Raw genomic sequence first — 14,824 nt, 5'->3', positions numbered from 1 at the left:
GTAACGGAAATCATAACAGTAAACCAAAGTTGATACTATGTTCAGTCTAGATTAGCTAAAGGAATTTTTTGTCTAGAAAACTTCAATTACAGGTGACGCTAGATAGGTTATAATGAAAGATATGAGGAAGTGATTTAAAGATGATTGAATCTAAAAAGAGATGGCGTTTGGAACACCCAGATGATCAAATCGTTCAACATTTACAACTAGAATTAAAGATTCCTAAAGTCTCCGCGAAACTTCTTGCATCTCGAGGTTTTGTTGACGTTAATAAAACAAAGGCATTTTTACATATGGATGAAACTTCAATACATGATCCGTTTCTATTGTATGGCATGGACCGTGCCGTTGCTCGCATCAAAAGCGCAATTGAAAACGAAGAACTAATTTTAGTGTACGGTGATTACGATGCCGATGGCGTGACAAGCACCACCGTAATAGTGACTGCTCTTCAACAACTGAATGCCCAAGTTACTTATGTAATACCCAACCGTTTTGTGGATGGCTATGGTCCAAGTGAACGGTTATTTAAAGAGGCATTTGAAGACGGTGTAAATTTAATAATTACTGTCGATAATGGTATTTCAGGAATAAATGAGATTCAACTAGCCAAAGACTTAGGAATGGACGTTATCGTAACGGATCATCATGAAGCAGGAGAAATTCTTCCACCTGCTGACGTCATCATTCATCCAAGACATCCTCAAGGAACATACCCTTTTGGCGAACTTGCTGGCGTTGGCGTAGCTTTTAAGGTAGCACATGCACTACTCGGTGAAATACCAAAAAACTTGCTAGAACTCGTTGCCATTGGAACAATAGCTGACTTAGTTCCCTTACAGGATGAAAACCGTTACTTTGTGCAACAAGGAATTAAACAACTTCGAATGTCAAAACGACCGGCTATTTCTGCATTATGCCAAGTTTCTGGGACTGAACAAGATCAAATAAATGAAGAAACGCTTGGGTTTCTATTTGGACCACGTATAAACGCACTTGGAAGATTAGCTGATGCTGGTCCCGCTGTAGAGATGTTTTTATCAACGGACTCAGTTGAAGCAACCTCTCTTGCAAAAGTTTTAGATACGCATAATAAAGAAAGACAAGGTATTGTCAGTAAAATGACTGAAGAAGCCATAACAATGGTGGAATCCGAAGAATCAGGGAAAGATCCACTAGTGATTGTCCTGGCTAAAGAAGGCTGGAATCCTGGCGTAGTAGGGATTGTGGCTTCAAGACTAGTAGAAAAGTATTATCGGCCAACCATTGTTCTTGGTCTTGATTCAGAAAAAGGGATAGCCAAAGGATCCGGACGAAGCATTGAAGGTTTTCATTTATACAATGAATTAGCTAAAAACCGTGACATTTTACCACATTTTGGCGGTCATCCAATGGCTGCAGGAATGACTTTACCAATTGAACAAGTGGATGACTTGCGTAATCGTTTACAAACGCAAGCAATAGAAGCATTAACAGAAGAGGATTTACAGCCTATTCAACAAATCGATATTTCTATTAAAATCGATGAAATTGATTTGAAATCGATTGAGTCATTGCAAAAGCTTGGACCGTTTGGAATGGGATTTCCTAAACCAATGTATTGTATTGAAGAAGTAAGTATTACGTCGATGAGAAAAATTGGAGCAAATCAAAATCATGTGAAAATGGAACTGTCGGATGGACCAGACTCAATAGATGCAGTAGGCTTTAGTCAAGGGCATTTAGTTGATGAATTAACTCCAGGTGTGGAAGTATCATTTATAGGTGATATTCAGATCAATGAATGGAATGGTCGTAAAAAACCACAATTTATGATTGAAGATGCGAAGTCCGATAAATGGCAATTGTATGATATACGAGGTATTCGTCAAGTGAACAGATGGAATCAAAAAATTCATCAAGAGCAAACCCTATATCTAGCATTTGAAAAAAGCACGGTTCAACATTTCGAGTCATTATTAAACATAAATATTGTGTTGATTTCAGAGACACAAGACTTACCTTTTCCAAAAAACCATATAGTTTTACTTGATATTCCTAAGAATGAAAAAATGTTAGAAACAGTTTTGACACATATTCAACCTAAGCGAATTTATGCTCATTTTTATGCCCCTGAATCGACTTATTTTGAGGGTATGCCTAGTCGGGACCATTTTAAATGGTACTATGGATTTTTAGCAAAACGTTCTTCATTTGACTTACAAGAGAATGTGAAAGAGTTAGCTAAACATAAAGGATGGAGCACAAGTATATTATTTTTCATGACAGAGGTGTTTTTTGACCTCGGATTTGTTAAAATAAATAGTGGACGAATTGATATGCAAGAAATTGGTGAAAAAAGAGATCTTGCGGAGTCTTTAGTCTATCAATCGCGCGAACGTCAAATGCAACTGGAACAAAAGTTGTTGTATGCGCCATATATGGAACTAAGACAATGGTTTGATGAACGCTTAGCCGAGCAGACCGTTCCTGAGGAGGAGCAATTATGGATTTAAAGAAATATGTTACAATTGTTGAAGATTGGCCAAAACCAGGAATTCGTTTTAAAGACATTTCAACAATTATGGATAATGGTACTGCTTTCAAATACGCAACTGATCAAATCGTGGAATATGCGAAATTAAAGAACGTAGATATGATTGTTGGTCCCGAAGCTCGTGGATTTATAATTGGTTGCCCTGTAGCATATGCTATGGAAAAAGGCTTTGCACCTGTTAGAAAAGAAGGAAAATTACCTCGTGAAATAATTAGTGTTGAGTACGACCTTGAATATGGTACGAACGTCTTAGCAATGCACAAAGATGCAATTAAACCAGGTCAACGTGTCTTAATTGTTGATGACTTACTCGCAACTGGTGGGACAGTAGAAGCAACTATAAAACTCGTTGAACAAATGGGTGGAATTGTTGCGGGTTGCGCTTTTTTAATCGAGTTAACTTATCTTGATGGACGCGAAAAATTAAAAGGATACGACATTTGTACTTTAATGCAATTTTAAGAGTATTAAAGGTGGACTTTACAAGTTCATCTTTTTTTTTATACAATAGGAATTACATATACATATCGAAAGTGAATGGAGTCTGGTTATCGACATGGCTAAAGACCAAATATTTACAGCTGAAGAAGTGTTTTCAATAGTCGCTACTTATATGAATGACAATCACGTGGAGTTTGTCAAAAAGTCATATGCTATGGCGGAGTATGCACATAGAGAACAATTCAGAAAATCGGGTGAGCCTTATATTATCCATCCGATTCAAGTCGCAGGGATATTAGCGGAATTACAAATGGATCCCGAAACAGTAGCTGGAGGGTTTTTACATGATGTCGTAGAAGATACTGACATCCATAGGGAAGATATCGTCCGTGAATTCAGCGAAGAGGTTGCTTTGTTAGTCGAAGGAGTAACGAAGTTAAGTAAAATCAAGTTTATGTCAAAAGAAGAACAACAAGCTGAAAACCATCGTAAAATGTTTGTTGCCATGGCGCAAGATATTCGTGTTATTTTAATCAAGTTAGCTGATCGCTTACATAATATGCGTACATTGAAGTTTCAACCAGTTGAAAAACAGCTAATTAAAGCGAGTGAAACGCTAGAAATATTTGCACCTCTTGCTCATCGTCTAGGAATTTCTACAATTAAATGGGAACTTGAAGATATTTCATTGCGTTATTTAAATCCACAACAATATTATCGTATTGTGAATTTAATGAAACGTAAACGTAACGAACGGGAAGATTATTTAAAAAATGTCATGGAAGGTATTAGAGTCGAACTCGCAAACGTTGAAATTGAGGCGGATTTATTTGGGCGTCCAAAACATATTTATAGCATCTATAAAAAGATGATGGTACAAAACAAGCAATTTAATGAAATTTATGATTTACTTGCTGTTCGAATTACAGTCAAGAGTATTAAAGATTGTTACGCTGTTTTAGGAATCATCCATACTCTTTGGAAGCCTATGCCTGGACGTTTCAAAGATTATATTGCTATGCCAAAACAAAATCTATATCAGTCTCTCCATACAACGGTTGTTGGTCCACAAGGTGATCCTTTAGAAGTTCAAATTCGTACAGAGGAAATGCATCGCATCGCAGAGTTTGGGTTAGCGGCACATTGGGCCTATAAAGAAGGAAAACAGTTAGAATCATCGAATAAATCGGTTGATACAAAACTCACTTGGTTCAGAGAAATTTTAGAGTATCAAAATGAATCGTCAAATGCGGAAGAGTTTATGGAGTCTCTTAAATTCGATCTATTCTCTGATATGGTCTATGTATTTTCCCCAAAAGGAGATGTCATGGAACTTCCAGCAGGGTCGGTTCCCATTGATTTTGCCTATCGAGTCCACTCAGAAGTTGGCAACAAAACGATTGGTTCAAAAGTAAACGGCAAAATGGTGCCACTTGATACCATTTTAAAAACAGGGGATATTGTAGAAATATTAACTTCAAAACAATCATTTGGTCCAAGTAGAGATTGGTTGAAAATCGCTCAATCATCACAAGCGAAAAATAAAATTAAGCAATTCTTTAAAAAGCAAGTCCGTGACGATAACGTCCATAAAGGCCATGAAATGATTGAGAAAGAAATAAAATCTCAAGAGTTTGATGTGAAAGAAGTATTAGTAAACGAAAATATCAAACGTGTCTGTGAGAAATTTAATTTCACGAGCGAAGAAGATATGTATGCTGCCGTTGGTTTTAATGGAATCACAGCACAACAAGTCGTTAATCGATTAGCAGAAAAAATGCGTAAAGTTCGTGATCATGAAGAATCATTAGAAAAAATCACGAAAGAAATGAACTCACCAACCATTCGTAAAATTACTGACTCGGGTGTTGTCGTAATAGGGGTTGAAAATCTTCTTATTAGGTTGTCAAGATGTTGTAATCCGGTTCCAGGTGATGAAATCATTGGATTCATTACAAAAGGTCGTGGGGTCTCAGTTCACCGCGAAGATTGTCCGAATGTACAAGCTGCAAATGGTAACGAACGGATAATTGATGTTGAGTGGGGCCAACCACTAACGGCAAATCGTAAAGAATATCAAGTAGAGATTGAAATATCTGGATTTGATCGTCCCGGTTTATTAAACGAAGTCATGCAGGTCGTAAATGAATCCAAAACGAATATTACTGCGGTTAGCGGAAAAGCAGATCGGGATAAAATTGCAACCATTAATATGACTATTATGATTACAAATATTGCGCATTTACAAAAGACTGTGGAACGTATTAAACAAATTCCTGAAATATATTCTGTTAAACGTATGACGAATTGAGGTTATTTTTATGAGAGTCGTATTACAGAGAAGTCTTTTTGCAAAAGTGGAAGTCGAAGGGGAAGTAACCGGTCAAATTGATCATGGGTATGTTCTTCTCGTTGGTATTTCACATGAAGATACAAAAGAAGATGTTCGTTATGTAGCTGAAAAGATAGCCAATCTACGTTTATTCGAAGATGATGAAGGTAAAATGAACTGCTCTATCTTTGAAACGGGTGGAGCTATTTTATCAATTTCTCAGTTTACTCTATATGGTGATACCAAAAAAGGGAGACGCCCAAGTTTTAGCGAAGCTGCTAAACCGGAAGTCGCGAAACCACTATGGGAGTTATTTAACCAAGAACTCGTTGACAAGAATCTTCAAGTTGAGACCGGCGTCTTTGGAGCGATGATGAATGTTACCTTGACTAACGATGGCCCAGTAACATTAATTGTCGAATCAAAATAATAATAAAAATAGTAATAATCAAGTGAGACAAGAAGAAACACCTTTGACTTATCTAGTTGTCGTATTACTAGATAAGACAAAGGTGTTTTTCAGAGGTCATTGAAAAAGTATTTATAATTTTTCAGCTTATGGACTAGTACAGGTTATTTTCGTTGCAGCGTACTTGCATGTTTCGAAGTTAGCGTAGCGATGCAGGCGCAGTTGTTTTTCACCGCCTTCCACTTCAATCACCTGGAAATATACTTTCTTTCATCTATGACATTAATAAAGGAATCAGAGTAAGAGTAAGTAATACAAAAGAAAAGGCAATATTTCGTTCAAAATCAGACGAAATGTTGCCTTTTCCATTTAAACACTACAAATTTTAAGAAGGTAAGTTTTTCAGTACCCTCGTTTTACACGGACAAAATTAAAGAGAAAATTTAAATAGTTTCAACTGCTGTACCAAGTCGATAAGCTAAAATACGAAATCCAAAAGGTTCAAGTTTAACTTGATTAGTCTCAACATTTGAAATAAATTGCTCTTCAGACCACATATTATTAATGACTAATCCTTTAAGTGAGTAAGGAATCTTGAAAATTTGTTCGTTATTTGTAGGGTTGATGATGACCAATACATTTCGGTCACCCTGATATTTTCGGTAAGCAACAATTTCTGTTTGTATATGATTTAAGAATTGGAAGTCTCCCTCATTTGCCAGTAATTTTTCTGTTTGACGGAGGGAAATTAATTTTTTAACATGATCAAGTAAATCTAAATCTTGATTGTCTTGATTCCACTCCATGCATTTACGACAACCAGGGTCACTACCGCCTGTCATACCAATTTCGTCTCCGTAGTACATGCATGGTGACCCTATAAACGTGTATAGAAGAGTATATATAAGTTTCACTCGGTTTAAATCTTCCTGACATTCTGTAAGTATTCTAGGAGTGTCATGGCTACCTACTAGATTAAATGTGACGTCCATGACATTTTTAGGATAACTCTGAATAACAGTTGTCATGGAATTCATGAATTCTTGAGCTGAAATTGTTTGCTTCGCTAATAAATTTAATACATTGGTTGTAAAGGGATAGTTCATGACCGCATCAAACTGATCACCTAGGAGCCAAGGCATCGAATCATGCCATATTTCACCGAGAATATAGAGATCTGGTTTTTGTTTACGAACAACCGCGCGGAACTTTCTCCAAAATTGATGGTCAACTTCATTTGCAACATCGAGACGCCATCCATCAATATCAAATTCCTTGATCCAATAGGAAGCAACATCAAGTAAGTATTTCTCAACTTCTGGGTGTTGAGTGTTAAGTTTTGGCATAGATTCTACAAACCCGAAGGTCTCATAGTTCGGATGTTGTCCTCCATGGAGCGGGAGGTTATGTGGATAAAACCAGTTGAGATAGTCTGACTGGTTCCCTTTTTCCAATACGTCTTGGAATGGTGGGAAATAATACCCGCAATGATTAAAAACAGCGTCAAGCATCACTTTAATACCTCGTGCATGGCATTCTTTTACTAATCTTTTAAAATCTTCTTTCGTCCCAAATTGAGGATCTATTTCAAAATAATCAATTGTGTCATACTTATGGTTGGATTGTGCCGTGAAAATGGGTGTTAAATAAATACCATTTATGCCAAGGTCCACTAAGTAATCGAGATGTTGAATGATTCCCTCGATATCTCCACCAAAGAAATTGCTTTGTGTAGGTTCAGCTGATCCCCAAGGAATCACATTATCTGTGTTTTTTGTGGGGCTTCCGTTAGCGAATCTTTCTGGGAAAATTTGATACCAATATGTATCTTTAACCCAAGCTGGTGCATCGAAAAGTTCGGATGCATGAAGGTATGGGAAGCAAAAATAATAGGAACAGTCATCGATAGCTTCTTCATAAAAACCTTTTTCTGTGTAGAAAAGGATTTCTTCATGGGAATGCAATTCAAAGCCATATCGAATTCTTCGATGTGGTGGTGTAATTTTAACTTCCCAGTAATCAAATAGAGCATCTGTAGCGTTTAATAACATGTTCATTTTTTGGAATATCCACTTCCCATCTTTCCACATATAAGGATCGCCATAAAGAAGCTGGATGCTGTCTACATTATCTTTTTTTGTTTTAATTCTAATAGCCAAAGTCGAATCATCAAAAATATAGGAATCATTATTTCCAGGTCGGTGAAAAATTGCAGATCGTTCCATATAAACCACTCCTTATATAATTAAATTGATTGAGTACAAAATATTAAAACTTCATTTCAGATTAACAAAATAATACAAGTAACTCAATATTAAACTGTAAATATTCTTTTACAATTCAAACCAAGGCTTGGATTGATTAGGTGAAAGCTCGTGCAACATAGAGATTTGTCATATTTCCTTTCTTGGAAGGGTATGTAATCGTGTATTCATAATTCGAACTAAAACTTTCGAGCAAGAGTGCATTTTCTGCTTTCTACATTCCATTATATTAAATTATAAAAAAGTATTGTAAATTATCAAACAATCATTATAATTAAAGTTGTGCAATCGCTTTCACAAAAACATGTAACTTAGTAAAATACGAAGAGTTTATAAAAACATCCCTAACTATATTTCATTAATTGCTTGAAATATAATGAGAACGTTTTCATTTTTACAATCTTTTCGTTCTTTGTGCAAACGGTTGTATTAAATATAAAATAGATATTAGGAGGGTCATGATGAAAAAGAATTTATTAGTGATGATGCTTGTCTTTCTGCTTGCAATTTTAGCTGCTTGTGCACCTGATCGTGCAGAAGAAACTACACCAGATGACGCTGGAGAAGACGGTACAGAAGAAGTGACTGAAGAGGCCAAACCTGAAAAATTGGTTATTTGGGAAGATATAGACAAGAGTAAAGATTGGTTACCTGCTGCAATAGCTTCATTTGAAGAAGAGCATGGTATTGAAGTTGAATTTAAAGAATTAAATATGGCGGATAAAATTCGTGATCAATTACGTCTTGATGGTCCATCTGGAAGTGCACCAGACGTAGTGACTCTTCCACATGATCAAATCGGTCAAGTAGTTATTGAAGGTCTTATCCAAGAAATTACTGTAGATGAAACAGTTCTAGAAACATACAGCGAGTCTTCAGTAACTGCTCAAATGTATGATGGCAAATTATACGGTCTACCGAAAGCAACAGAAACACCAGTTTTAATTTATAATAAAGAGTTGATGGAAGAAGCTCCAAAAACAATGGATGAACTTTACGCATTCTCTAAAGATTTCACTAAAGGCGATAACTATGGTTTCCTTGCACTTTGGGACAACTTCTATTTCGCACACGGTGCGATTGCAGGTATGGGTGGATATGTATTCAACGAAGCAGCTGAAGGTTTAGACCGTGACGATATCGGTTTAAATAACGAAGGCGCAGTAGAAGGAGCGGCTTACATTCAACAATGGTACCAAGAAGGACTATTCCCTAAAGGTATTATTGGTGAGAGTGGCGGCGCAGCTATGGATGGATTATTTAACGAAGGTAAAGTTGCTGCAGTCATGAACGGACCATGGGCGTTCCAAGGTATGCGTGATGCAGGAATTGATATCGGCATTGTACCGATGCCAACATTGCCTAACGGTGAGCCAGTGAAAACATTCATGGGTGTTAAAGGATGGCATGTAACTGAATTCACAAAAAATCCATATTGGGCAACTAAATTAATTGAACACTTATCAAACGATGAAAACTCAAAAGCTCGTTTTGTGGCAGTCTCTGAGATTCCAGCGAACGTTGCATTAGTCGATGATCCAATTATCGCTGACAATGAAGGTGCGAAAGCAGTAGCAGTTCAATCTCAATATGCTGTTCCAATGCCAAATATTCCTGAAATGGCTGAAGTTTGGGGACCAATGGCAACAGCACTACAAACTTTGGCTACTGGTAAAGCCCAGCCACAAGAAGCTTTAGACGAAGCTGTAAAATCAATTACCACCAATATCGAAACAAATCACCCCGATAAATAAGGTGATGAAAAGGATAAGGGCGGTACCTTCTAAAGAAGGTATGGCCTGTCCTTTTATTTTATTTAAAACTCTTTCTCTTTAAATGAGATGAGTCTTGCAAATTAATTGTAGCTTCATCTGGTTTAAATCGACTGATACATAACTCAAATACTTTCTCCTAGAATAGAAAGGGAGGCTAACATAAATGGATAACTTACAAACCACAACAAACCATAAAAGAAACGCTTTACTACTATCCATCATTCCAGGGCTCGGTCAATTTTATAATAAACAGTTATTAAAAGGATTGATATTTCTCATCTTTTCCTCATCATTTGGATTTGTTTTTTTCGAAATGATTGGTGAAGGCTTTTGGGGTATCGTGACATTAGGTGAAATTCCTAAGTTAGATCATTCCGTTTTTCTTTTGATTGATGGAATAATTGCCATTATCATTACAATTATGGGTCTCGCAATATATGCTTTTAATCTTTATGATGCTCATCAGAATGGGAAGAGACGTGACTTAGGTATTGCCGTCAACTCAGTTCGAAAACAATACCATAATTTAATTGATAATGGTTTCCCATATTTAATGATTACACCAGGATTCTTTTTATTAATTTTCGTAGTTATTTTCCCTATTTTATTCGTATTACTACTAGCATTTACAAATTATGATTTATATCATTCCCCACCTAATAATTTGGTGGATTGGATTGGTTTCCAAAACTTTGTTGATATTTTTAGACTTGATATTTGGCGTACAACATTCTTTGCTGTACTCGCATGGACCATTGTATGGACCTTTGGTGCTACCACTTTACAAGTTGCACTAGGTATTTTCTTAGCTATCTTAGTAAATCAAAAAGATCTTAAAGGGAAAGCCATCATTCGTACCATCATGATTCTACCTTGGGCAGTTCCTGCTTTTATCACAATATTAATTTTCTCGGGAATGTTTAATGAAACATTCGGTGTCATTAATCGTACGATTTTACCGTTTCTTGGTATGGAAGGCATACCTTGGATGACGAATGAAATGTGGACGCGTCTAGCGTTAATTATGATTCAAACATGGCTTGGTTTCCCATTCATCTTTGCCATGACAACGGGTGTCCTACAATCTATACCTGATGAATTGTATGAAGCAGCAACAGTTGATGGAGCTTCAATTATGCAAAAGTTTTTCTCGATTACTTTGCCGCTTGTCATATTTGCAACTGCACCAATACTAATCACCCAATATACGTTTAATTTTAATAACTTCAATGTTATTTTCTTATTTAATGGTGGCGGACCAGCGATACCTGGACAAAATGCAGGTGGAACTGACATTTTGATTTCATGGATTTATCGTTTAACGATGACAAGTGCACAATATGGTAAAGCAGCTGCAGTTACCATGATTCTTTCCATCATTGTTATATCAGTTGCGCTATGGCAATTTAAGAGAACCAAGTCATTTCAAGAGGAGGATATGATGTAATATGAGCAATAAAAAAAGTAAATTAATCCGACTCACAATCTCTTATATCATTATCTTAGCAGTGGTTTTCATCATCATTTATCCATTACTTTGGGTAGTTGGTTCATCATTAAACCCAGGGCAAAGCTTATCAGGATCAAAAATGTTCCCGGATAACCCATCACTCGTGCATTATAAATACTTGTTTGATTCGGAAAATTCAAATTACCTGATATGGTATTGGAATTCGATGAAGATTAGTATTATTACGATGGTTTTATCTGTTATTTCCGTATCATTTACGGCATATTCCTTCTCTCGATACCGTTTTATTGGGCGGAAAAATGGTTTATTAACTTTCCTAATATTACAGATGATCCCAAACTTCGCTGCCTTAATCGCCATTTACGTATTAGCAAATCGTACAGGTTTAATTGATACACATATTGGTTTGATTTTAGTTTACGTTGGTGGATCCATTCCAATGAATACTTGGCTAATGAAAGGATACTTAGACACGATACCAAAAGAGCTGGATGAATCAGCAAAAATGGACGGTGCTGGACATTTCCGTATCTTCTTCCAAATAGTCATGCCACTAGCAAAGCCAATCATCGCGGTTGTAGCTTTATTCACGTTCATCGCACCTTTAGGAGATTTCATTCTAGCTAGAATCTTGCTACGAGATGAAGAAAAATTCACTCTAGCAGTTGGTTTATATGAATTGGTCGCTAAGCAATTTGGTAATGAATTTACAAAGTTTGCTGCAGGATCGGTATTGATTGCTATACCAATTGCCATTCTTTTCTTAATGTTTCAAAAATACTTCGTATCTGGTTTGACAGCAGGCGGTACAAAAGGATAATTTTATAGTGTAATAAGGTAATATGAAGGGGAGCGGAAATGAGGAAAACATTAGTAGCACTCATGTTATTTCCGTATCTTCTTTTTTGCGCATTTCCAGTAAGTGCTGTAGAAAAAGAAGAACGAAAATATCAGGATGAAATTATTTATTTCATTATGGTCGATCGATTTAATAATGCAGATAGTTCAAATGATTTTAAAGTAAATGTTGCCGACCAAAAGGCTTATAACGGTGGGGATTTTAAGGGAATCACTGATAAACTTGATTATATAAGTGATATGGGTTTCACAGCGATTTGGTTGACACCTGTGTTCGATAACGAAGAAAAAGGGTATCATGGATAGTGGATTAATGACTTTTATGAGACGGAAGAGCACTTCGGAACGATAGAAGAATTCAAAACCCTGGTTCAAGAAGCGCATAAACGCGACATGAAAGTGATTCTGGATTTTGTCGTCAACCATGTAGGGCCAAATCATCCCTGGATAAATGAAGATAAGAAAGCAGATTGGTTTCATGAAAAAAAACCTATTATTAATTGGGATAACCAACAAGAAGTAGAAAACAACTGGCTTTTTGATTTGCCAGATTTCAATCAAGATACCCCTGAAACTCGTAAATATTTGTTGGATGCTGCAAAGTGGTGGATTCAAGAAACTGATGTGGATGGCTATCGACTAGACACAGTCAAGCATGTGCCAAAAGATTTTTGGCGTGATTTTTCCAGCGAGGTTAAGTCGGTAAAAGATGATTTTTACTTGTTGGGGGAAGTCTGGCATAATGATCTTCGTGTTGTAGCTGCATATGAGGAAACAGGAATAGATAGTTTTGTCGATTTTTCACAAAATGAACATCTTCGTACAACTTTTTCGAAGCCGGATCAGAGCCTTGGATGGTTGTTCAGTTCATTAGAACGCAATAAAGCATTTTTCAAACGACCTGAACTGTTGGGTAACTTCATGGATAACCATGATATGACTAGATTTACTAGAGATATTATTCAAAATAAGCAAGACATTGTCACTCGTTGGAAATTGGCGCTAACTTATTTATACACAGCGCCCGGGATTCCAATTGTCTATTATGGCTCTGAGATTGCTTTGGACGGTGGAGAAGATCCAGATAACAGAAGATTGATGAACTTCGATGCAGACAATGAATTGATTAATTACTTAACCAAGATTGGAGAGCTTCGCCAACAGTACCCTGCTCTTTCGAGGGGGGAATTAGAATTATTACATGAAGAAGCTGGTATGGCTGTTTATAAACGCAGTTATTTAGATGAAACAATTATCGTCGCCATTAACAATACAACTAAATCACAAACTGTCATTTTAGATAACAAAGACTTACCACTAAATAAAGAATTAACTGGTTTACTTGAGGGTATTATTGTTAGTGAAAGTGGAGGTAAATATAAGATAGAAGTTATATCTGAGTCCTCTGAGATATTTATCATTTCTGTTAAAAGTAACTTAAACATCTCATATTTTTTAGCCATTTCAGTTGTTTTACTTGCATTCATTGTTATTATTTTATTTAGGTTTAAACGATTCTTGAGTAGTAAAAGATTAACTTCATCAAATTGATGAGTGTTTCTAATTAATCAATTGTATACTTATATTAAAACAATCTACTAGTCTTTATTTAAAAAAAGGAGGATGAGCTTTGGCCGTTACAATTAAAGACGTTGCAAAATTGTCAAATGTCGCGCCATCAACTGTATCGAGGGTCATTGCAAATAATCCTCGAATTAGTGAAAAAACTAAAATTATAGTTAGAGCAGCAATGGATGAGCTTGGTTATCATCCAAACTTTATCGCACGTAGTTTAGCCAATCAATCAACTAAAGTAATCGGACTAGTTCTTCTAAACTCAACAGATGTATTTTACCAAAATCCATTTTTCCCTGCTGTTTTCAGAGGATTAAGTGAAGGTGCAAATGAGCGACAATATGCGCTACAAATAAACACGGGAAATACGGATGAAGAGATTTTTGAAGGTGTCATTCAAATGGTTCAAGGTGGACGTGTAGATGGTGTTATTCTGCTTTACTCTCGTATTGAAGATAAAGTATTAAATTATTTAAGGGAAAGAAATTTTCCATTTGTAGTAATTGGAAAACCATTTAAGGACGCAGAACTGATTACATATGTTGATAACGATAATTACATTGCGGCAAAGGAAGTGACCAATTATTTACTTACGCTAGGCCACGAACAAATAGGTTTTATTGGAGGAGATTTAAACTTTGTTGTCACCGTCGAAAGATTACTTGGATATGAAAAGGCTTTAAGAGATGCGGGAATCCAAAGTAATGACGATTATATTGTCCACAGTCAATTTTTACGTGTAGGCGGACAAAAAGCGATTAAGAAGCTCATGAACTTAGAAAATCCACCAACAGCTTTAGTAGTGGCAGATGATTTAATAGCACTTGGTGTGCTCAATACCTTATCAGAAATGAATATCTCCGTACCGGATGATATATCAATACTAAGTTTCAACAACGTATTATTTGCCGAACTGTCCAATCCGCCATTGACTTCAGTCGAAATTAATATCTTCGAGATTGGTTACCAAGCAGCAAAGAGTATAATACAAATTTTGGCCAATCCAAAAGTGCCAGTTAAGCGTATCATTGTTCCCCATGAACTGGTAAAACGTCAATCTTGCTCTCATGTACGTATTGTGGATTAGTATGACATGAATGGCGCCAGATTTCCGTTAGTTGTGTGAAATTTTAAATTTACCAATAGAAAAAGGGTGTTCCAAA

9 protein-coding genes and 1 pseudogene are annotated in these 14,824 nt (G+C 36.2%); 9 read left to right on the top strand and 1 reads right to left on the bottom strand.

Annotated features, from left to right (window positions below; translation table 11 throughout):
* The first annotated feature begins 140 nt into the window (after positions 1-140).
* The 4 genes from recJ (at position 141) to dtd (ending at position 5,739) form a co-directional block, all read left to right on the top strand.
* Positions 141-2,495 (top strand): single-stranded-DNA-specific exonuclease RecJ, encoded by a 2,355-nt coding sequence (gene recJ / locus B371_RS0107645; RefSeq protein ID WP_019413721.1) that lies wholly within the window; start codon positions 141-143, stop codon positions 2,493-2,495.
* Positions 2,486-2,998 (top strand): adenine phosphoribosyltransferase, encoded by a 513-nt coding sequence (locus tag B371_RS0107640; RefSeq protein WP_019413720.1) that lies wholly within the window; start codon positions 2,486-2,488, stop codon positions 2,996-2,998. Before recJ ends, B371_RS0107640 begins: the two co-directional genes overlap by 10 nt.
* 94 nt (positions 2,999-3,092) lie before the next feature.
* A complete protein-coding gene (locus B371_RS0107635) occupies positions 3,093-5,288 on the top strand; it encodes a bifunctional (p)ppGpp synthetase/guanosine-3',5'-bis(diphosphate) 3'-pyrophosphohydrolase (RefSeq protein WP_019413719.1) in 2,196 nt (731 codons plus the stop codon).
* A gap of 10 nt (positions 5,289-5,298) precedes the next feature.
* On the top strand, positions 5,299-5,739 hold the full coding sequence (gene dtd, locus B371_RS0107630) for a D-aminoacyl-tRNA deacylase (RefSeq protein ID WP_019413718.1): 441 nt from the start codon (positions 5,299-5,301) through the stop codon (positions 5,737-5,739).
* Positions 5,740-6,161: 422 nt separating this feature from the next.
* Here the strand turns inward: dtd and B371_RS0107625 are convergent, their stop codons facing one another.
* Complete coding sequence (locus B371_RS0107625; RefSeq protein ID WP_019413717.1) at positions 6,162-7,943, bottom strand: alpha-glycosidase; 1,782 nt, start codon at positions 7,941-7,943, stop codon at positions 6,162-6,164.
* Between the two features lie 500 nt (positions 7,944-8,443).
* Between B371_RS0107625 and B371_RS0107620 the strand changes: the two genes are divergently transcribed.
* From B371_RS0107620 to B371_RS0107600, 5 genes and pseudogenes are all read left to right on the top strand, one after another.
* Complete coding sequence (locus B371_RS0107620; RefSeq protein WP_019413716.1) at positions 8,444-9,736, top strand: extracellular solute-binding protein; 1,293 nt, start codon at positions 8,444-8,446, stop codon at positions 9,734-9,736.
* Between the two features lie 184 nt (positions 9,737-9,920).
* Positions 9,921-11,204, top strand: coding sequence for a carbohydrate ABC transporter permease (locus B371_RS0107615; RefSeq protein ID WP_019413715.1), 1,284 nt, complete (start codon positions 9,921-9,923; stop codon positions 11,202-11,204).
* Position 11,205: 1 nt separating this feature from the next.
* Complete coding sequence (locus B371_RS0107610) at positions 11,206-12,048, top strand: sugar ABC transporter permease (protein ID WP_019413714.1); 843 nt, start codon at positions 11,206-11,208, stop codon at positions 12,046-12,048.
* A gap of 38 nt (positions 12,049-12,086) precedes the next feature.
* Positions 12,087-13,637 (top strand): annotated as a pseudogene (locus B371_RS21490) (alpha-amylase family glycosyl hydrolase).
* 79 nt (positions 13,638-13,716) lie between these two features.
* Positions 13,717-14,748: a LacI family DNA-binding transcriptional regulator gene (locus B371_RS0107600; RefSeq protein ID WP_019413711.1), complete on the top strand. Its 1,032-nt coding sequence runs from the start codon at positions 13,717-13,719 to the stop codon at positions 14,746-14,748.
* Positions 14,749-14,824 lie beyond the last annotated feature (76 nt).

This window comes from Paenisporosarcina sp. TG20, from assembly GCF_000286315.1.
Classification (GTDB): domain Bacteria; phylum Bacillota; class Bacilli; order Bacillales_A; family Planococcaceae; genus Paenisporosarcina.
This window is presented reverse-complemented; position numbering and strand designations above follow the sequence as displayed.